At 43.4% G+C, this 23,142-nt stretch carries 11 protein-coding genes; 9 read left to right on the forward strand and 2 right to left on the reverse strand.

Going from position 1 to position 23,142, the window contains the following annotated elements; translation table 11 throughout:
* The 9 genes from DSM02_RS08885 (at position 1) to DSM02_RS08925 (ending at position 17,343) form a co-directional block, all read left to right on the forward strand.
* A complete protein-coding gene (locus DSM02_RS08885; protein WP_128765287.1) occupies positions 1 to 2,412 on the forward strand; it encodes a glycoside hydrolase family 127 protein in 2,412 nt (803 codons plus the stop codon).
* Positions 2,413 to 2,427: 15 nt separating this feature from the next.
* The gene (xyl3A, locus tag DSM02_RS08890) at positions 2,428 to 5,037 is read left to right on the forward strand and encodes a xylan 1,4-beta-xylosidase (protein WP_128765288.1); all 2,610 of its coding nucleotides are present in this window, start codon (positions 2,428 to 2,430) and stop codon (positions 5,035 to 5,037) included.
* A complete protein-coding gene (locus DSM02_RS08895) occupies positions 5,034 to 6,134 on the forward strand; it encodes an alpha/beta hydrolase-fold protein (RefSeq protein ID WP_128765289.1) in 1,101 nt (366 codons plus the stop codon). Before xyl3A ends, DSM02_RS08895 begins: the two co-directional genes overlap by 4 nt.
* Positions 6,135 to 6,139: 5 nt before the next feature.
* Positions 6,140 to 7,279, forward strand: coding sequence for an alpha/beta hydrolase-fold protein (locus DSM02_RS08900; RefSeq protein ID WP_128765290.1), 1,140 nt, complete (start codon positions 6,140 to 6,142; stop codon positions 7,277 to 7,279).
* Between the two features lie 17 nt (positions 7,280 to 7,296).
* Positions 7,297 to 9,975, forward strand: a complete 2,679-nt coding sequence (locus tag DSM02_RS08905; RefSeq protein WP_128765291.1) for an alpha/beta hydrolase-fold protein — start codon at positions 7,297 to 7,299, stop codon at positions 9,973 to 9,975.
* Between the two features lie 8 nt (positions 9,976 to 9,983).
* Positions 9,984 to 11,930 carry a glycoside hydrolase family 97 protein gene (locus tag DSM02_RS08910; protein WP_128765292.1) on the forward strand — a complete coding sequence of 649 codons (1,947 nt, stop codon included), beginning with the start codon at positions 9,984 to 9,986 and terminating at the stop codon, positions 11,928 to 11,930.
* 23 nt (positions 11,931 to 11,953) lie between these two features.
* Positions 11,954 to 13,345 carry a glycoside hydrolase family 43 protein gene (locus DSM02_RS08915; protein ID WP_240674017.1) on the forward strand — a complete coding sequence of 464 codons (1,392 nt, stop codon included), beginning with the start codon at positions 11,954 to 11,956 and terminating at the stop codon, positions 13,343 to 13,345.
* Positions 13,346 to 13,474: 129 nt separating this feature from the next.
* Positions 13,475 to 15,562 (forward strand): glycoside hydrolase family protein, encoded by a 2,088-nt coding sequence (locus DSM02_RS08920; RefSeq protein WP_128765293.1) that lies wholly within the window; start codon positions 13,475 to 13,477, stop codon positions 15,560 to 15,562.
* A 47-nt stretch (positions 15,563 to 15,609) separates the two neighbouring features.
* A complete protein-coding gene (locus tag DSM02_RS08925) occupies positions 15,610 to 17,343 on the forward strand; it encodes a glycoside hydrolase family 43 protein (protein WP_128765294.1) in 1,734 nt (577 codons plus the stop codon).
* 438 nt (positions 17,344 to 17,781) lie between these two features.
* Here the strand turns inward: DSM02_RS08925 and DSM02_RS08930 are convergent, their stop codons facing one another.
* Positions 17,782 to 19,710, reverse strand: coding sequence for a RagB/SusD family nutrient uptake outer membrane protein (locus DSM02_RS08930; protein ID WP_128765295.1), 1,929 nt, complete (start codon positions 19,708 to 19,710; stop codon positions 17,782 to 17,784).
* Between the two features lie 10 nt (positions 19,711 to 19,720).
* Positions 19,721 to 22,843 (reverse strand): SusC/RagA family TonB-linked outer membrane protein, encoded by a 3,123-nt coding sequence (locus DSM02_RS08935; protein WP_128765296.1) that lies wholly within the window; start codon positions 22,841 to 22,843, stop codon positions 19,721 to 19,723.
* Positions 22,844 to 23,142 lie beyond the last annotated feature (299 nt).

Raw genomic sequence — 23,142 nt, forward strand, 5'->3', positions numbered from 1 at the left:
ATGAATCCTATTCAGGGAAATACATTAAATCTTTTTAAAACAGTGCTTTGTTTGGTGCTGTTTTGCACCGGTGCAGCAAGTTTTGCACAAAGCAAACTCTATAAGAATACATTTGATCTGGATGAGGTGACCCTTTTAGAAGGTCCATTTCAGAAGGGTCGGGATTTGAATATTGAGGTGTTGCTGCAGTACGATGTTGACCGATTGCTGGCGCCTTACCGTATTGAGGCCGGTCTGGAACCTATCTCAGATCCGTATGCAAACTGGGCAGGGCTAGACGGTCACGTAGGTGGGCATTACCTCTCTGCAATGGCCATGAATTACGCCGCAACTGGTAGTACCGAATGTAAAAAGCGAATGGATTATATGATAGCCCAACTTGACACCATTCAACAGGCAAACGCTGTCAACAATCCGTCCTGGGGTGTTGGCTATTTAGGTGGAATGCCCAATAGCGAAAAGGTTTGGTCAACTCTCAAAGATGGGGATTTATCAGCATACAAACAGTCCTGGGCGCCCTGGTATAATATTCATAAAATGTATGCGGGTTTGCGTGATGCCTGGTTGTATGCAGATGATGAGCGTGCCAAAAGCCTTTTTCTGAAGTATTGCGATTGGGGAATGGCCATCACGGCAGATCTTGATGCAGCGAAGATGGAAGAAATGCTGGATGTGGAACACGGCGGAATGAACGAAATCTATGCCGATGCCTATCAAATAAGTGGTGAACCTAAATATCTGGAAGTCGCAAAACGGTTTTCGCATAAAAGACTACTCAATCCACTTGCTGAGGGCAACGATATTTTAAATAATATGCACGCCAATACCCAGATTGCCAAATTTGTAGGTTTTGCACGCATAGCGGAATTAGCAAATACCGAAAAATACAAGGATGCTAGTCAATTTTTTTGGAAAACGGTAGTTGAAAACAGAAGCCTTGCATTTGGCGGAAACAGCCGTAGGGAGCATTTTCCCAGTAAAGCTTCGAGTATAGATTATGTAAACGTGATTGACGGGCCAGAAACCTGTAACTCCTACAATATGCTCAAATTGACCGAAGATTTATTCCGTATAAATCCACAGGCAAAGTATGCTGAGTTTTACGAGCGCACGCTTTTTAATCACATCAGATCTTCCCAACACCCAGAGCACGGCGGTTATGTGTATTTTACATCAACACGACCCAGGCACTACCGCGTGTATTCAGCTCCCAATGAGGCGATGTGGTGCTGCGTGGGCACCGGGATGGAAAACCACGGCAAATACAACCAGTTTATTTATACGCATAGCGAAAATGCCCTGTATGTAAATCTTTTTGTGGCTTCAGAAGTAAACTGGAGCGAAAAAGGAATACGCTTAAAGCAAACCACAGGCTTTCCGGAAGAAGAACAAACCCGCCTTGAAATCATAAAAGGTAATGCCGCTTTTAACCTGAACCTGCGATACCCTTCCTGGGCCAAAGCAGATGGTTTTAGCATTACGGTAAATGGAAAACCGGTTGAGGTAAATGTCGAAAAAGGTTCTTACGTGACACTCAGCCGGAATTGGAAAAAAGGCGATGTCATTTTGGTACAATTTCCTATGGAAAATACTACCGTAGCAATGCCCAACGTACCCGAATATCAGGCTTTTATGCACGGCCCAATCTTGCTGGGTGCTAAAACGGGAACTCAGGATTTAAACGGACTTATTGCCGGAGATGGCCGCTGGGGACAGTATCCTTCCGGGAAATTCCTTCCGGTAGATCAGGCTCCTATTCTTATAACCGAAAAGCTTTCCGATCTGGCAAATCAATTAGAGCCGGTTGCTAACAAACCCTTGCATTTTACTTTAGATACCAAAGTTTTGAACAGCGACAAAAATTTGGAATTAGAGCCTTTTGCCAACATTCACGATGCACGGTATATGACGTATTGGCTTTCGCTCACGCCCGAAGGTTACACCAGTTATACCGATTCATTAGCGGCTTTGGAAAAGCGAAAAATCAAAATCGAAAATCGTACCCTCGACTATGTGGCTACCGGAGAACAACAGCCCGAAACCGATCATAATATGCAGGAAGAAAAATCCAGAAGGGGCAATGCCAATGAAGATTTCTTTAGGGAAGCTCCTGCTGATGGTTATTTCAGTTATGAATTTGCAACAAATTCTCAAACCGATCTTAGCCTGCTGGTTCGGTATTGGGGAGCAGAATGGGGCGGCCGCAAGTTTGACATTTATATCGATGATCAAAAATTGGTTACCGAAGACAACACCAAACGCTGGGAACAATCTCTGTTTAAGGACGTAGTCTATGAAATTCCCAATGAACTGGTTAAAGGTAAAAAACAGATACGCGTGAAATTTCAGGCGTTACCATACAACACAGCCGGAGCAGTATACAACATACGACTCCTGCGTTCTGAAAAATGATAAATAGTGATTAAAATGAATAGGTATAAAATACTTGTAGTCAGTTTGTTGTTTAGTTTGGGGATCTACGCCCAGGACTACCCGTATCAGAATCCGGCACTTTCGCCCGATGAGCGCGCAGCCGATTTAGTAAGCAGGCTTACTTTGGAAGAAAAAGCAAACTTGATGTGCGATGTTTCCGAAGCGATACCGCGTTTGGGAATCAAGAAATTCAACTGGTGGAGCGAAGCCCTGCACGGTTTTGCCAATACCAACGATGTGACCGTTTTCCCTGAGCCGGTTGGTATGGCAGCCTCTTTTGATGACGAACTGGTCTATAAAATTTTTGATGCGACTTCAGATGAGGTCCGGGCCAAATACCATCAAGCGATGCGCAATGGTGAAGAGAATAAACGCTTTATGAGCCTTTCGGTTTGGACACCCAATGTGAATATATTCCGCGATCCGCGCTGGGGACGTGGGCAGGAAACCTACGGCGAAGATCCGTATCTCACATCACGAATGGGCGTGCAGGTGGTTAAAGGTCTTCAAGGTCCTGAAGATGCGAAATACCGAAAATTACTGGCTTGTGCCAAGCACTACGCCGTGCATTCGGGACCCGAGTGGAGTCGTCACAGTCTCAACCTGAATAACATTTCACAGCGGGATTTGTGGGAAACCTACCTGCCGGCTTTTAAAGCTTTGGTGCAGGATGCTGATGTACGTCAGGTGATGTGCGCCTATCAGCGTCTGGATGATGAGCCTTGCTGCGGTAGCGACCGTCTGTTGCAGCAAATTCTGCGCGACCAGTGGGGTTTTGAGCACTTGGTGGTTTCCGATTGTGGGGCCATTCAGGACTTTTTTACCTCGCACGGCGTATCTTCTGATGCGGTTCACGCTGCCGCGAAAGGTGTTTTGGCCGGTACTGACGTTGAATGCCAGTGGAACAACCACAACTACAAACTCCTTCCCGAAGCTGTAAAACGCGGTCTGGTGCAGGAAGATGAAATTGACATCCGCGTAAAGCGGGTGTTGAAAGGCCGTTTTGAGTTGGGCGAAATGGACCCGGATGCGATTGTGCCGTGGGCGCAGATTCCGGCTTCAGTGATCAACAATGAAGAACACCGGCAGCTCGCGCTCGAGATGGCGAGAAAGTCGATGACCCTGCTTCAGAATAAGAACAAGGTGCTTCCGCTAAAAAAATCAATAGATAAAATTGCGGTACTGGGTCCCAATGCTGATGATGAGCCCATGCTTTGGGGGAATTACAACGGAACGCCCGTGCGCACCATTACCATTCTTGACGGCATTAAATCGAAGGTAGGAGCAGAGCGTATCGTCTACGATCAGGCTTGTGACCTTGTTGAAGATAAAGTAACCGAAAGCTACTTTTCCAAAATTGGAATTGATGGCAAAAAAGGCTTTAAAGCAACCTACTGGAATGCACCGGACTGTAGCGGGCCGGTCATTGCCGAAACCTATATTACCAATCCGCTTAAGTTGACCACTGCGGGGCAACATGAGTTTGCTTCCGGAGTAAAGCTGGAAGATTTTTCCGCGAGCTACGTGACGGAATATACTGCCGATAAAGATGAAGAACTGGCTTTTAAATTTGGTGCTACCGGTCATTTTGAATTGTTTGTAAACGGCAAATCGCTCAGACAAACCAACAATTGGAGAACGCTGCCTTCAACACTTCCATACAAATTTGAAAAAGGAAAAACGTATACTATTGAAATCAAATACGCCCAATTGAACAACTGGGAAGCCAATCTGGAGTTTAATTTCGGGAAAGAAATTCCGGTTGACTTTACCCACCTGATTAAAAAAATAGCAGGAATTGATACCGTTATTTTTGTGGGCGGACTCTCAACTTTACTGGAAGGGGAGGAGATGCCGGTAAATTATCTAGGGTTTAAAGGCGGTGACCGTACCGATATTGAACTTCCCGCAGTGCAACGCAATTGCCTGAAAGCCCTTAAAGATGCCGGGAAAACTGTCATTTTTGTAAACAATTCGGGTTCTGCAATTGGGCTGGTTCCTGAGACTAAAACCTGCGATGCCATCCTGCAATCCTGGTACGGTGGGGAATCTGGCGGGCAGGCCGTGGCCGATGTGCTTTTTGGCGATTACAATCCTTCCGGGAAATTGCCCATTACGTTTTACCGCGATACCACCCAACTCGCTGATTTTGAAGATTACGGTATGAATGGTCGTACCTACAGATATATGAAAGAAGAGCCGCTGTTCAAGTTTGGCTTTGGCTTAAGTTATACCACGTTTAAAATTGGGCATGCCACTGTTCCTAAACAGGAAATCGCGCAGGGCGAACCGCTACAATTTACCGTTCCGGTAAGCAATACGGGAGATCGAAGCGGGACTGAAATCCTTCAGGTGTACCTGAGAAAAGTAGAGGATACAGACGGGCCTGTAAAAACCCTGAAGCAATTTAAACGTGTGGAATTAAAACCCGGCGAGCTGCAGCAAGTGAGTATCGAAATCGACTCGGAATCCTTTCAGTTTTATAGCGAAGACAAACTTGAAATGGCCGCTGAGCCCGGCGCATACACCATATTTTACGGCAACAGCTCTGATGAGGCCGACTTAAAAACAGTTACCATCAACCTTAAACAATCGCAATTATGAAAAAACTAGCAGTACTTTTTTTGTGCCTGAATTTCTTATGGTCTTTTGGACAAGAAGATATAAAGCAGGATTTTAAACCTTCTTCACTCAACCAACCCGGTCAGGAATACCCGATGGTCAATTCGCAGGGTTATGTGCGCTTTAAAATTAAAGCTCCGGCTGCCGATAGCGTTTCGGTAAGTTTAGGTTTGGGAGGCCGCGGCGGCACCAAACTCACTAAAAATGAAGAAGGCTTCTGGACCGGTACCACCGAAGGGCCAATGGATGAAGGCTTTCACTATTACCACCTTACTGTTGACGGCGGAACTTTTAACGATCCCGGAGCTAAAAATTACTACGGTTCGGTACGCTGGGAAAGTGGAATCGAGATTCCCGCGCACGATCAAGATTTCTACGCCTTGAAAGACGTGCCTCACGGTGCTGTGCAACAGATTTTGTTTCCGTCTCCAAGTACCGATACTTCGCGTCGCGCATTTGTGTACACTCCGCCGGACTATCACTTGAATACCGATAAAGCATATCCCGTACTCTACCTGCAACACGGTTGGGGCGAGGATGAAACTGCCTGGATGAATCAGGGAAAGGCCAATTTAATTATGGATAATCTGATTGCTGAAGGTAAAATAAAACCTTTTATCATCGTAAACACCTACGGAATGACCAATGAAATCAAATGGGGCGGTATTCGCGATTTTGATATCAAGCATTTTCAGACCGTACTTAACGAAGAATTGATTCCGTATGTGGACTCGCATTTCAGAACGCTTGACAATTCTGAGAACCGCGCGATGGCCGGACTTTCAATGGGCGGGATGGAAACCCGAATGATCACGATGAATAAACCCGGCCTGTTTCAGTATTACGGCTTACTGAGCGGTGGAACGTACAGCCCCGATGATTTGAAGGCGCACGACGATCTCAAACTCGTATTTCTAAGTGCCGGAAGTAAGGAAAATCCAGAGCGGGTAAAACAAGCGGCTAAGGCTTTAAATGATGCCGGAATCAAAGCCGTTTCCTACGTTTCGGAAGGCACTGCACACGAATTTTTAACATGGAGAAGAAGCCTGTATCAGATGGCTCCGCTTTTATTCAATTAATAACTATGAAAACGCTACAACACATTACATGGTTTGTTTTGCTGGCAGGGCTTAGTTTATGTCAGGCTCAGGAAGGCTACAAACCCTCGTCTGTTAACCAACAAGGGAAAGCTTTTCCGCAGGTAAATGAAGAAGGGCAGATGCGTGCTCAAATTTTAGCTCCGGAAGCTACTTCGGTAAAGCTTGATATTGGCGGGGTTAAATATGAAATGACCAAAGATGCCGAAGGTGTCTGGACGGGAGAGTCCGCTCCGCAGGATGTGGGTTTCCATTATTACCAACTGAATATTGACGGGGCTTCAGTCCCAGATCCTGGTACTAAATACTTTTATGGTGCGGGCCGTTGGGGAAGTGGGATTGAAATTCCGGCTGCTGACGACGCTATTTTCGCTTTGCGAAAAGTACCCCACGGCAAAGTGGTTGAGAACCTGTATTTCTCTGAAATCACACAGGAATGGAGACGCAATTTCATCTACCTGCCACCGGGCTATATGACTTCAGATGAACGCTATCCGGTGCTGTATCTGCAGCACGGAAGCTTTGAAGATGAGACCGGCTGGTCTTCGCAAGGCCATGCCAATCTTATTTTGGATAATCTCATCGCTGACGGTAAGGCTGAGCCTATGATCATTGTGATGGATAACGGCTATGCCTATAAACTCGACGCTCCAAAGGAAGGCCGACCGGAATCGGTTTTTGAGGAGGTGATGCTTGACGAAATCATCCCGATGACCGATAAGCAATTTCGTACCCTCGCAGACCGGGAACACCGTGCCATCGCCGGACTTTCGATGGGCGCTAATCAAACGATGCGCATCCTGATGAATAATCTGGATACTTTTTCCTATTACGGGGGCTTTAGCGGGACTTCAAACTATCCGAGTTCAGACCCTATTGATGTGAAAACCTTTCTAAACGGTGCTTTCGCAGACGGAAAGACGGTTGACGATCAGTTAAACTTGTTTTGGCTGGGGCTGGGTACCAAAGAGCCTGCTCCGTTTCCAAAATCGGTAGGAGCATTTAAAGATATGTTAGATCAGGAGGGCATCAACTACAGTTTTTACGAATCGCCCGGTACAGCCCACGAGTGGCATACCTGGAGACGGTGCTTGTATGAGTACGCGCAAAAATTATTTGAAGACTAACCGAAAACCAATTACTTATGAAAAAATACATCTTACTATTTGGTTTATTCATTCTGGGAATGACTTCAGGCGCAGCCCAGGATGAGAACTTACACGTATACCTGGCCTTTGGCCAGTCTAATATGGAAGGGCACGCCCGTTTTGAAGCCCGGGATACCGTGGTCAACGATCGCTTTAGAGTAATGCAGGCGGTAGATTGCCCCGATCTCGACCGAAAAAAGGGCAACTGGTACACCGCAAAACCGCCTTTATGCCGCTGCAAAACCGGTTTAACACCTACCGACTATTTTGGCCGCGAACTGATTGAAAACCTTCCGCAGGAAGTAAAAGTGGGCGTCATCAACGTCTCTGTGGGCGGTTGTAAGATTGAACTTTTTGACAAAGATAATTTTGAATCGTACGTAGAAACTTCACCAGATTGGCTTAAGAATATGGTGAAAGAATACGACGGCAATCCGTATGCGCGTTTGGTTGAGATGGCTAAGCTGGCTCAGAAAGATGGTGTGATCAAAGGAATTTTATTGCATCAGGGCGAATCGAATACCGGCGATAGTCTTTGGCCACAAAAAGTGAAGGGTGTTTATGACAACCTGATCAAAGATTTAAAACTAGACCCGAAAAAGGTTCCACTTATTGCAGGTGAGCTCGTGAGCGAGAAACAAGGTGGGGCTTGCGCCAGTATGAATCCCATTATCCGAACTTTGCCGGAAGTGATTCCAAATTCGTATGTGGTTTCTTCAGAGGATTGTGAGGCCATTGGTGACCATTTGCATTTTTCCGCCGCAGGCTATAGAAAACTGGGCAGACGTTACGGTGAGCAGATGCTCGAACTGTTGGGGTATCCCAAACAGGTAAACGAAGCACCAGAAGGTTTTGATGTGCCTCAAACAGACATCAAACACGGAAAGTTGGATACCATTCAGTATGCATCAAAAACGGTGGGAACTAACCGAAAAGCCCTGGTTTACACGCCTCCCGGTTATACAAAAGGTAAGAAATACCCGGTGCTGTATTTACTGCACGGTATTGGTGGCGATCATTTAGAGTGGTTAAAAGGCGGGCATCCGGAAGTGATTTTAGATAATTTGTATGCCAAAGAGCAGGCCGAACCGATGATCGTTGTGATGCCAAACGGACGGGCGATGAAAGACGACCGTGCGGTTGGCAATATTATGGCACCGGATAAGGTGGAAGCTTTTGCCACTTTTGAGCAGGACTTGCTGAAGGATTTAATTCCGTTTATCGAAAAAAATTATCCGGTGAAAAAAGACCGGGAGCACCGTGCTATTGCCGGTTTATCTATGGGTGGCGGGCAGTCGCTAAATTTTGGTTTGGGTAACTTAGATACCTTCTCTTATGTAGGCGGATTCTCTTCGGCTCCCAATACTAAAGCTCCTGAAGTTTTGGTTCCGGACCCTGAAGCAGCCCGTGAAAAACTGAATCTATTATGGATTTCCTGCGGCGATGCTGATCGTTTGTTGCGCTTTAGTGAGCGCACTCACAATTATTTGGTTGAGAATGATGTGCCGCACGTGTATTACATTGAGCCCGGGGATCACAATTTTAAAGTCTGGAAGAACGGACTCTATATGTTTGCCAAACTTATTTTTAAACCGGTAGATGAATCGCTTTTCAATACCTACAGCCTGCTGGGTACTCCTGCTTCGACAAATATGCGAAATGCAAAATACCCACAATTGATGCCGGATGGAAGCGCCATTTTTAGGTTAAAAGCTCCCGATGCCAAGCGCGTACAGCTCGATTTAGCCAAAAAATATGATATGGATAAAAATAGCGAAGGTGTGTGGGAAGTCCGTACCGACTCACTTACCGAAGGCTTGCACTACTATTCAGTAATAATAGATGGTGCTGCTGTAGCAGACCCTGCGAGTGAAACTTTCTACGGGATGGGCCGTATGGCCAGCGGAATCGAAGTACCGTTTAAAGGCGATGAGTATTATGCTTTAAAAGATGTGCCACACGGTGATGTACGTATTAAGCAATACTATTCACCGGTGCTTAACAGCTGGCGTCAGTTTTATATGTACACGCCACCCGGATATGATAACAGTAATGACGAATATCCCGTTTTATACATTATGCACGGTGGCGGTGAAGACGAAAGCGGCTGGGCGATGCAGGGAAAAACAAACCTGATCCTCGATAATTTGATAGCGGAAGGCAAGGCAAAACCGATGATCGTGGTTATGCCCGATGGCAACATGCCGGCTTCGGCCTTTACCGAGATGGGACTGCAATTATTTACCAACGAACTTAAAGACGGTTTGATTCCTTTTGTAGAAAAAAGCTATCGGGTAAAAGAAGGAGCTGATAATCGAGCATTGGCCGGTCTCAGTATGGGCGGAATTCAAACGCTATTCACCGGTGTACAGAACACAGATATGTTTGATTATCTGGGCGTTTTTAGCTCCGGTTGGTTTGCTAATGATGATTCCATTTCCGGGAAGCAATATGACTTTATGAGCGAAAACGCAGACCAAATCAATGATAATCTCAAAGAATTCTGGATCGCGATGGGAGGTGAGGAAGATATCGCGTTCAAGAACTGTAAAGTAATGCTACAGAAATTTGACGAGATGGGTATTGATTACACCTATTCTGAATATCCCGGCGGACATACCTGGCCGGTTTGGCGAAACAACCTGTACAACTTTGCACCTTTGCTCTTCAAATAAAAGTTAGAATGAAAATAAAAACCGGATATACTAAACATGTATTCTCCCTTTTAATGCTGTGCATTTTGAGCGGGTTTGCCTATGCACAGGAGGCTGAAGTGACTTCTCCCAATGCGAAGGTTGAAGTGTCATTGCTTAACACGCAGGAGGGTGAGCAGGGTAGCTGGTATTTAAAAGTTTTTTACAATAATGAAGGTGAAAGGGTGGAAGTCATTCCACAAATAGACCTGGGTTTGGTACTTGATGATCAGGATTTTTCAGAAACGCTCAGGTTTATCAAAGTTGCAAAACCCCGATCGATTCACGAGCAGTACACTATGGTTCACGGAAAGTCTCATAAACGGGAGAATGAAGCAAATGAAGTACGGGTTCAGTTTAAAAACGAAAAGTCAACCAGGCTGAATCTTATATTGAGAGCTTATAATGACGGGCTCGCTTTTAGCTATGAATTGCCCGAAAAATTTAAGGAACAGGTCGTGCTTGAAGAAAAAACGGCTTACACCATTCCAGACAGTACGGTGCGCTGGCTCCAAAAGTTCAATCCGGCTAACGAGGGCTATTATCGAAAGTCGAATTACGCAGAAGTGCAAAGCGACTGGGCGTATCCTGCTTTGTTTCATACCCCAGACACTACAGCATGGTTTTTGATACACGAAGCCAATTTGATGCGAACCTATGCCGGAACCAAATTGAAAAACACAGACGATGCCCACAAGTATAAATTGGTATTTCCTGATGATTGGAACGGCCGCGGCAAGGGAGAGCGACTACCAACGATTAACGGGCCATGGCAATCACCGTGGCGGGTTATTATGGTGGGGGAGCTTGAGGACATTGTATCTTCAACGCTGGTTGAAGACGTATCAGAACCCAGTGTCATTGATAACACTGACTGGATCAAACCGGGGCTTGTATCCTGGAATTACTGGTCAAACAATCACGGGACCAAAGATTATCAGGTAGTTACCCGCTTTGCAGATCTGGCCGCAACTATGGGCTGGCGGTATACGCTTTTGGATTGGGAATGGGATGCGATGGGCAACGGAGGCGACCTGGAAGATGCGCTTGAATATATTCACGACATTGGAGTAACGCCATTAATTTGGTACAACTCCGGGGGAGATCACAACTGGGTTGGAGCCACACCTAAAGACCGTATGCTTACCCATGAAAACCGGGTTGCAGAATTTAAAAAGCTCAACAAACTGGGTATTGCTGGCGTCAAGGTTGATTTTTTTGAAAGTGAAAAACAGGATATGATCAACTACTATTTGGATATTATTAAAGACGCCGCTGAGTATAACATTATGGTCTATTTTCACGGTTCTTTGGTTCCCAGAGGTTGGGCCAGAACGTACCCCAATGTGATGACCTACGAGTCGGTACGTGGCGCTGAGTGGTATAACAATGTGCCCGATTTTACTTTTGAAGCTCCGGTACACAACACCATTCTTCCCTTTACCCGCAATGTGGTGGGCTCTATGGATTATACACCGGTGACTTTTACCAATTCTCAGCACCCACATCTTACTTCCTACGGTCACGAGTTGGCATTGGGTATTGTATTTGAATCTGGATTACAGCATTTGGCAGACCGCCCCGATGGCTATTTGGAGCTTCCAGACGCAGCAAAAGTTTTACTCAGAAATCTTCCTGCGAGTTGGGATGAGATCAAATTGCTTTCCGGTTATCCCGGAAAAGAAGTAGTTATCGCCAGAAGGTCTCAGGACAATTGGTATCTGGGAGGTATCAATGCTGAAGATCGGGAGAAACGTCAACAGCTTTCGTTTTCGTTTTTACCAAAAAACAACAAATACAGATTAACCTTAATTACAGATAGCGAACACGATAAGAAATTAAAAACGGAGCATCGGGTCGTGGATGCTTTCGAAGAACTAAATATCAGGATGTTGCGTCGGGGTGGGTTTTCAGCATTTCTCGAAAAAATAGATTAAAGCAGCATTTAATTCAGAATACTATGAAAGAAATTAGAACAAAACATATGGGTTTTACCGCTCAGCTCTTCCTGTTTTTAGCAGTATTTAGCTACGAAGTCCGGGCGCAAAATCCCATTATACAAACCTATTATACGGCAGATCCGGCGCCTATGGTTTATGGCGATAGGGTGTATATGTACACCACCCATGATCAGGATACGGCCAGTACTTTTTTTAGGATGTACGACTGGCGCGCCTATTCTACAGATGATATGGTAAACTGGACCGACCACGGAAAAATATTTTCTTTGGATGATATTTCTTGGGGAAACGACCGTGCCTGGGCCGCTCAAACTGTTGCTCGCAACGATAAATTCTACCTGTATTTCTGCGCGCTTAATGAGCAAAAAAATAAAATGTCTGTAGGTGTTGCGGTTTCAGACAAACCAGAAGGACCTTTCAAAGATGCTTTAGGTACATCGCTGGTAGATGCCGATTGGGGAGACATTGACCCTACGGTTTTAATTGATGATGATGGAGATGCTTATATGTATTGGGGAAATCCAAAACTTCATTATGTAAAGCTCAATGAGGATATGATTTCTTATGATAAAGAAGTTGGTGTGGTAGAAGTTGCGGTAACACCCGAAGCTTTTGGTCCCGGAGGAAAACGTAATCCAGAACGAGGAGGTTATGTGGAAGGCCCGTGGTTGCACAAGCGCAAGGATTTGTATTACTTATTGTATCCGGCTGGGGGCATTCCCGAGCATTTGGCCTATTCCACCAGTAAAAGTCCTGTCGGTCCCTGGAAGTATCAGGACACGATTATGCCGGTCATTCAGGAAGGAGGGGCTTTTACCAATCATCCGGGACTTGTCGAGTTTAAGGGGCAACCTTATTTATTTTACCACAATGGAGATTTGCCGGGCGGACAGGGCTTCAGAAGATCAGTCTGTGCTGTGGATTTTGAATTTAATGCCGATGGAAGCATTCCGTTAATGGAACACAGCCGTGAAGGAATCACGAAAGCAGTTAAGAACCTAAATCCGTATCAGCGTGTTGAAGCCGAAACCATCGCCTGGTCAGAAGGTGCGAAAACCGATCAAAATGATGAGGTGGGAGTCTTTGTAAACCAGATTCACGATGGGGATTATATCAAAGTACGAGCGGTAGATTTTGGAGAAAAATCTCCAAAGAAATTTTTTGCTCATCTGGCAGGCGGCGTTGCAGGATCAACTATTGAAATTCGACTTGATGGGGTAGACCAGCAGTTAATAGGTACGTTGGTTGTTCCTGCTTCCGGGAATCGCGAGGTGTACAAAGAAATTTCAACGAAGATAGACGGAGCAAAAGGTGTACACGATCTCTATTTGGTATTCAAAGGAACGGCTAAAGAAGAATTATTCAACTTTGATTCGTGGTATTTCAAATAAATCAGTTGATGCGTGTATTGAATTCAGTTGTACTGATTTTTCGAAAAAAATGATTGCTATCTAAATTCAGAGCAAACGCATTAACGAGTAATAAATCAACATAAAAACTAAATAATAGCTCTATTAAACATGAAGAACTTAAAATATACATGTTCCAACCTCCTGTATTTTGCTGTATTTCTATTCGCGGTGCAGGGAATGCGAGCGCAAAATTATGTCGCTGAAACAACTGGAACTCATCAGCCTGCGGTGCATAAAACTAGGGGGAATCCGTATCTGCCACTTTGGGAGCATCTGCCTGATGGTGAGCCCAGGGTTTTTGAAGATCCTGACAATCCCGGAAAATACAGAGCATACATCATCGGTTCGCATGATGTGCGATACACCAGTTATTGCGGTCCGGATATCAGAATCTGGTCTGCTCCGGCCGAAAATCTTTCGGAGTGGAAGGATGAAGGCCCTGTCTTCACCTATCAGGTTGATGGGGAGTGGGATGTGATGTATGCACCGGATTTAGTTGAAGTAAAAGATAAAGACGGTAACAAAACCTATTACCTGTACCCGCATAGCCGCGGCTGGAATCGCGAAGCCATGGTGGCCAAAGGAAGCCGCCCTGATGGTCCGTTTACGCCTATTAACCTTACCGCAGATGGAAAAAGAACAGTTCCCGGAAGTATCCTGGGCTTTGATCCCGCCATCTATATTGAGTACATTGATGATCCTACTGATCCAGACTACGAAATAGGGTTCAGGGCCTATGGCTATTGGGGCTTTCAAAAATCTTCTGCTGCACAGCTGGATCAAAATACCATGTATTCCTTAAGACCCGGGACTGAAGTTATTGAGCGCTTATTACCAGCCAGCCGCAGATATGGGGTTATTCGGGATCCGGAAGGGACTGAGTTTCCAAAAATCTATGAAGGAGAGGATTTGGGCAGTTTTAATTTCTTTGAAGCTTCCTCCATTCGTAAAGTTGGAAATAAGTATGTCACGGTCTTTAGCGGTTATTCAGGACCAGATTATGGCGTGGGAAGTTCGAATTCCACCTTGCGTTATGCAGTGGCAGATTCTCCCTTAGGACCCTGGAGAAGTGGCGGAGTTTTGGTTGATTCGCGGGCACCGGTACTCAACGAGGACGGAACCGCTATTCAGACGACCTATTCCGGCCACAATACCCACGGAAGTATTGAGCAAATCAACAATCAATGGTATGTTTTTTACCATCGCCCGCCACGCGGTTTTGGCTTTGCTCGCCAACCTATGGTCTCACCAATATCGGTTTCCTGGGATGAAAAATCAGTAGAAGAAGGGGGCTCCGTTTACCTTCGCGGATACGATCCGTATGCATCAGATGAAATTTGGACGGCAAAGGCCTCAGATGATTTGGAATACAAGGGCGCAGAAGTTACTTCAGAAGGATTTCATATTTTCGGGCTCGATCCTTATCAATATTATTCTGCCGGGTATGCCTGCTATCTTTCTGATATCGGCATTCAGCAGGACGCATGGGATATCTGGGATAATCATATGCCTATTTCCGGACTGAAAAATGGGCACGTCATCGGCTATAAATATTTTGGATTTGGAGGGGTGAAGGAAGACCAAAAAGGCGTAAGTGCCTTTGAAGGAACGGAAGAAGGGAACGAAACCATGTTCAACCTGTTCCTGAAACCACAATCAGAAAAATCATTTAAAATTCAAATTTGGTTAGATGGCCCCTGGGATAACCCGACCTGGAACGGAAAGCAAATAGGTGAAATTATAGTTCCCGCAAATGCTGAAAACGAGATTACTCAATTTACTGTAGATGTTTCTGAATTTGTAGACAATCTTGATGAGAAGCACGCGATATTTCTCAGGATAGAAGGCCCTGAAGCAGAATCGCTCGGTGAGCTTGTAGGGCTTGGTTTTAGTTCAAAGGATAAGCCAATCAATCGTCCAGAGGTTCCTGAGGTAGTCATTGCTGCAAATGGCAAGAATCTTGATCTACCAAAGACTCCGGTGAGGTCCACTAAGGATAACGGTATTACAGGCTATGATATTTATGAGGCACGCTTTAATGCTGAAGGTGCCGCGTCTGCACCGGTAATAACGGTACAATCGGACAACCCGGAAGTAAAAATTGATATTACGCAGGCGTCATCACTTTCAGAAAAAGCCGTTGTTAAGTTTGACTACAAGGGTATTGTAAAAACCTATCAGGTAGTGTTTGAATAATCTTTACTCAATTAAATTTTATACACCATAAATTAAATTCGCATATAATGAAAAAACAAAATTTACTACTCGCGCCGGCACTGGCGCTAATTCTGAGCTTTTCGAGCTTCGATTTTATGACAGAGCGGCCGGACCCTCCCAAAAAAGGAGTGCCGGTATTTTCCAACGTTGTTTATGAAGGAAATGATGCTGTTTACAACGAAAATCCATTGGAGGCTAATGAATTTTACAATCCTATTTTACAGGGTTGCTATCCCGATCCTGCCATAACCCGCAAGGGAGATGATTACTATTTGGTAGCATCGTCATTTGCGATGTTTCCCGGGGTGCCAATTTTCCATTCTAAAGATTTGGTGAACTGGAAACAAATTGGTCACGTTTTAGATCGCGTATCACAACTTGATGTGCACGATACCGGGATCAGTCAGGGGGTGTATGCACCGGGAATTACCTACAATGAAAACAATGATACCTTTTATATGATCACGACTGCATTTGCGGGTGGAGCAGGGAATATCATTGTAAAAACCAAAGACCCGATGCAGGGTTGGGGCGAGCCTATAAAAATGGATTTTGACGGGATTGATCCTTCGATCTTTTTTGATGACGATGGTAAAGCCTATGTGGTGCATAATGATGCTCCCAACAAAGGGGAAGAATTGTATCAGGGACATCGTGTGATTAAAGTTTGGGAATACGATGTCGAAAAAGACCAGATCATAAAGGGAACCGATAAAATCATAGTAAATGGCGGCGTTGATTTAGCCGATAAACCCATTTGGATTGAAGCGCCTCACCTGTATAAGAAAGATGATACGTATTATTTGATGTGTGCCGAAGGTGGAACCGGAGGCTGGCACAGTGAAGTGATTTTTAGGAGCGATAACCCTAAGGGTCCTTTTGTTCCTGCACCCAGCAATCCTATTTTGACCCAGCGTTATTTCCCGAAAGACCGAAAAAACAATGTAGACTGGGCTGGTCACGCAGATATTATTGAAGGCCCAAATGGTCAATGGTACGGCGTTTTTCTGGCTGTACGTCCCAATTCAGCGGGTCAGGTAAATACAGGAAGAGAAACCTTTATTTTACCGGTTGACTGGTCTGGAACCTATCCGGTTTTTGAAAACGGTCTGGTGCCTATGGAGCCAAAATTAGAGCTTCCGGAAGGTGTTGAAAATAAAACCGGTGAGGATGGTTATTTCCCCAACGGAAACTTCACGTTTGAGGAAGATTTTAGTGGTGATAAACTGGATTACCGCTGGATCGGTTTGAGAGGTCCGCGTGAAGCATTTATCAAGCAAACCAAGAAAGGGTTGGAAATCGAGCCTTTTGACGCTGAAATCACCGAATTGAAGCCTACTTCAACATTATTTCATCGTCAAATGCATAAGACCTTCAGTTTTAAAACTGATTTGACCTACAAACCAAAATCGGATGAAGACTTTGCCGGGATTACCGCTTTACAGAATGAGCGTTCTAATTATGCCTTTGGGGTAACCAAGAAAGACAAAGACTATTATATCGTTTTACAACGCACCGAAAGAGGAAAGTCCAGCATTGTAGCCAGTGAGAAAATTGATCTGGATGACGAAATCTCATTGAAAGTGGAAGGGGACAATGCTGATTATAAATTCAGCTATGTTATCGACGGAGATACCTATAAAAATCTGGGCGGAACCGTGAGTGGAGATATTCTTTCAACCAATGTAGCCGGAGGTTTTACCGGAGCTATGGTTGGGTTATATGCGACTTCGGGGAACTCTATCGAGCCAGCTGAATAGTTTATTTTGTTTTTAATACTAAAAAAGAGGTCAAGGTGGCCTCTTTTTTTATGGAGTATTGCCAACTATTTAATTTTACTCAATAGTCTGAGCGCAGCGCATTTTACTGAATAACCTGATTTTAGTCTAAAAACTGCTCTACATACAGGGAGACTTCGGTTGGTACTATTTATTTGTCAGTATAGCTGGTTTTAATGCTTATACTTTAAATGTAAATCGATATCAGAAACATACTCGTGATTAAGTACTGCTTTACTCCAGAGAGTCTCTCGGGTATCTTCTTTTTAAAAGGTATAGGTAGTAAAGCAACACTTGTCTTTAGTCTTTAGTTAATTGATTTAGATTTCCTTTTAGCTGTAGCCTCTTTTAGGAATAAAAAAACTGCCCAAAAGTTTTTAAGCTTTTGGGCAGTTGCTATTTCAAACGCTTAATTTAAAATTAATAGCCTGGGTTTTGATAGGCATCTTTTTCTGCCTGAGAAACGTCCATTGCATCAAGCTGACCTTGAGGAATTGGTCTCAGATAATGATACGGCTCAATTGTACGGGTAAAAGTCTGTGGACTGTGGTCTCCATATGCATTGCCTGATATACTATAGCTAGCTGCCACTTCATCCCAAGTTTGAGTACGAACTAAATCATACCAGCGGTAGCCTTCACCAAAATATTCTCGAGAACGTTCCTCCAGAATATAGTCGATGGTAATCACTGCTGGTGTCTCATTAACCAGTGTAGCACTATTATCTTCTATACGCTCTTCTTGTTCTCCGTTATCAAAGCGCCACTTACCGGCACGTTCACGAATAACGTTGATTAAATCCCGTGCACTTTTACCACCTTGTGGAGCTGCACCTTTTACAGCCGCTTCAGCCGCAATAAAATAGAATTCAGAGTACTTTGCAATTGGGAAAGGTCTGGTTAGACCAGCGTTAGGCGAACCTAACCCACCATTATTATCTGTTCTATACGTTCCTAATTTCCATAGACCCGGATATACAACACGACTTATACCATTTGGATTGATAACAAAATCTGATCTTCCGGGAAGGGAACCGGCACCAATAGATGCCTTATTTCCGGAATAATCAACAGCAGGATCATCCTCATCTAAGAAGGTAAGTACAGCCTCACCCGGTCCTACTGGAATATCGTTAGCATTAGGATATTCAGTAAAATCTGCTGGGGATAGTTTATCTCTGTTGTTACGGTAACTTGTTGTAAACGTAGCATCATATCTGGAGTCGTTATCTTTGTCTGCAAACGTATTTTTGAATACTTCTATTGGTGGAGCCATACGTGTCCATGGACGACCGTAGCTCTGCGCAGCTTCACGCTGAACGGTTGATACGTTATCACTGCTTCTTATAGCAGTATAGTTCCAAGTAGCCATCCAAACAGAAGCATTATCCTGATCACCTGAAATACCAAAACCTAAACTGGCACCATTATAAATTTCACTTTCTTCGGTATGATCGGCGTAAAGCATCATTTCTGCATGACGATCATTAGGAGCCCAATGCACATCGTAAAAATACTCTAGTAAAGTGTACGGTCCCGGATTATCAATTGCAGTTGTCGCTATGTTATACGCTTGTTGAAAATAATAGGCTGCATCCTTTCCATCAGGATCTGTACGTGGAGTATCAGGATAGGTTGGAATATTATTTGGATTTTGCAACCACCAGGCGTAAGTTAAATAGGCTTTGGCTAAATACAAACGAGCAGTATTCTTAGTTGCTGTACCAGTCAAACGAGGCTGTTCTGGAAGGTTTTGTACAGCCAGTTCCAAATCAGGAAATATAGCTTTAGTATATATTTCTGGGACAGTATTACGAGTAGATCCACGGAAGGTAGAAGTATTAAATACCAGTTCTCCTGATCCTAAATCTAAAGGAACACCACCATAGGTTTGAACTAATAGAAAATAATCAAAGCCACGAAAGAATCTGGCCTCGGCCACTAAAGACTCTGCAATACCTACAGCTTCTGCATTTTCAATAATACCATTAGCTGTATTGATTGCTCCAAAACAACTAAACCATGGCCCTGCCGGTGGCGCCGAACTTGAGATTATAGAACCCACACCAGACAAGTCCATATCTTTAAAGTTACCATCTGCACTTTGCGCATAGGTATATTCATCAGTTCCTGTCTCAGTTGAGTTATAGTAGTTCCACGCGCCATATAAAAAGCGCAAATGCGTATATAAAGCGGTAATACCACCCTCAACACCATTTTCTGTCTGAAAGAATTCTGGTGTAAAAACATTTCTGGGGTTTTCCTCTAGAATATCTTCTGAACAAGAAGTAAAACCTACCCCAACAGCAAGAAAAACCAGGAAGGCAATTTTAAATTGTATTTGTTTCATAATTAATTTTTTAAAATTTTACATTCAACCCTAGAAGGAAGTTACGTGTAGTAGGTACGTTGGTTCCTATGGTCGCAATTCCTCTCGAAATGAAACCTGCCGTACCTGTAGCAGAGTTTTGCGCGTTACCAGAACCATCTGATCCTGAGTTTGTTTCAGGATCCATTCCAGATTCTTTATGATAGGGAGAAAATAAAACAAATGGATTTTGAACGGTTGCATAAAGTCGTAAGCTATTGAGTCCGGCTTTTTCTACAAGAGAAGACTCAAAATTATAGCCAAGTGTCATCGCACGTATTTTTAAATATGAGCCATCAAAATACCCCATAGTTCTACCATATCGTGGTCCATCACCATCCTGAATTCCTCCCGGTGCAGGATATTTAGCATCAGTATTTGTTGGGGTCCAGTAATCCACATCAATATTATTTCTTCTTCCGGTAAGTAAATTCAAATAACCAGCAGAAGAATAAAGTGTACTAATTAAAGTACCACCACTTTGAAAAACACCTACCATATTAAAATCAAAGTTTTTATAGGCTAAGCGCGTATTAAAACCACCTTGAAAGTCAGGAGTTGGATCTATGATTTGTCTATCATCAGAATCAATTTGACGCACCGGTGAGCCATCTTCATTGAATTCTCCGGTATATTCTACTTTAATCATACCCACATTACCACCTGGTTCGTAAGTCTGTAAATACTGGAAATCAGGATCATCTTCATTCCAAAGTCCTATATTTTTATGGTCATAAATTACATTGATGGGGGATCCTACAAACCAAAGCTGTCCTTCATTTCGGTCCTGACCACTTGCCAAAGAAACAATTTCGTTTCTGTTAGTATACAAGTTGACACCAAAATCCCAGGTAAACCCATCAGGGTTATCTAAAATAGTGGCGTTTAAAGCGACTTCAAGACCTTTATTCTCGGTAGCACCTATATTTCCTACAAATGATCCAACACCAGAAGTTGAAGGTAACCCTACGCGGTACAAAATATCATTAGTTTTGGTTGTGTAATACTCTACAGTACCCGAGAGGCGGTTATTAAATAAGCCGAAGTCGATACCATAGTTATAGGTTTCAGAAAATTCCCAGCCTAAATTTGCGTTTGGCAAATCCTGAACAAAATAACCTGTAGCAAAAGTATCACCGAAGTTATAATTACGAACACCAAGATTACCAAGCGTTGCGTAATTTGCAACTGCCTGATTAGAGGTTTCACCATAACCTGCACGAAGTTTAAGGAGGCTTACCCAATCTACATCTTGCATAAATTTTTCGTTGGCAACATTCCAACCTAATGAGATTGCAGGATAGGTCACCCACTTATTTCCGGGTGCCAGTCTTGAAGAACCGTCAGCACGTACCGTAGCGGTTAATAAATACCGATTATCGTACTGGTAAATAGCTCTACCCATTATTGATTCTAGTCCATTTTCACCATAATCGCTTCCATAACCTGTAATATCTTCCAATAATGCAGAATCCAGATTATAGAATAAAAATTGCTCATTTGGTATGTTTCGGGCATTTAAAAATGAACTTTCTGATTTTGAGTTTTGAACCGAATAGAGACCTACAATGTTGACTTTATGCTTGTCTGCAAAAGTTTTATCATAGGTTAATAAATTTTCAATTACATAATCCTGAAATAAGTTGCTGCTGTTTCCTGCGCTATTGGGTGCAAAAGGATCAATATTAGCAACTCCCTGCCCGTTAAAAAATCCATCACGGCTGGTACGTAGATTTAAACCAATATTAAGTCTGTATTTTAATCCGTCAACTCCTGGGATACTTACTTCACCGTATAAGTTATTGTACGTACCAAAATCTTTCTGAAGATTCACTCGGCCTTCTCCCAAGCCTTTAAGCGTACTGCGTGTAGTTACCCAGAAGTCATCAGCAGGCATACTTACCACACGCTTTAGACTTCCATCTTCGTTATAAGGATTAAGAATAGGTGTAGCACTAAGATTTCCATAAATCCCGGTTCCGGCGGCATTGGTAACATTCCAATTCATAATTGAGTTAATACCAAAGCGGAAAGCACCTACCTGCTGATCGATCTGTGCTCTTAGCGAATAGCGCTGAAAATTTTCCACCGGCAATACTGAAGTTTCTTTAAAGTAACCTCCACCAAAACTGTAGCTTCCATTTTCTGTTCCTCCTGTAACACTAAAGTCATGATTGGTTTGCAAGCCTGTGCCATAAATCAAACCCTGCCAGTCAGTATTTACATTGGGATCTTCATCTGCACCATAATTCTCATAAATTGGAACCCCACTTTCTTGTTGTAATGCTGTAGCCTGACGAAGAGCTACAAACTGCGGTCCATTCATCATCGGATATTTTGCAAATACCTCTTTAGTGGCATAATATGTATTGTAGCTGAAGGTTGCCTTTTGTCCCTTTTGACCCGATTTTGTGGTAATCAAAACAACTCCGTTTGCTCCTCTTGAACCGTAAATTGCGGTAGCGGAAGCATCTTTAAGAATATCAATACTCGCTATGTCGTTAATACTAATGTCATTTAGCCCCCCTGAAAAAGGAATACCGTTTAAAACGATTAAAGGGTCATTACTTCCTGAAAGTGAACGCACACCACGTATACGTATGGAAGCATTGTCAGCACCGGGTCTGGTACTTGTTGTTGTAATTTGTACCCCAGGAGCACGACCTTGTAAAGCCTGTTGAAAGTTTGCAACCTGTACTTCTTCAAGCTCATCGCCGTCTAGTGATACTACAGAACCGGTAACCGACTCTTTATTCTGAGTACCGTAACCGATAACAACTACTTCACTTAAGGATTGAAGATCATTTTCAAGTACAGTATTTACCTGAGCTCTGTTGTTAACAGGTACCTCTTTTGCCTCATAGCCTACAAAGCTAAAGACTAATACACCGTCTCCCGGTACATTATTTAAGGTGTAATTTCCGTCAAAGTCGGTTACTGCACCATTGCTAGTACCTTTTACGATAACATTAACGCCTGGTATAGGGCCATTGCCATCACTCACAGTTCCCGTGATTGTTGATTGAGCGTAAATTCCTGAGCAGAAAAATACACTTAAGAAGAAGAGCCCCAGATACCTGAGTGTTTTCTTCTGAAAAAGTAAAATGCTTTCCATAAAACTTAGTTTGATTGAATTAATTAGTCATTTGAGTTAATTTGAATTGATGCGTCTTCATATAATACTTTAGAAAACATTAACATTTATTATACACTCAATCGATTTCGCTAATAATAAAAGTTATAATAATTAAGAAAAATAAAATGTATTTATGACAGTTATTGTCTTTAGTACTATATGTATTATTTTCAAATGTATGTAAATCTCACGTACCACACAACCGATTGCGTAAATTTTGTTTTAATATTTTTTTAGTTCTGAATGAAGTCAATAAAATATTGATTGTTAATGCATTA

This window comes from Leeuwenhoekiella polynyae (assembly GCF_004104075.1).
GTDB classification, from domain to species: Bacteria; Bacteroidota; Bacteroidia; order Flavobacteriales; family Flavobacteriaceae; genus Leeuwenhoekiella; species Leeuwenhoekiella polynyae.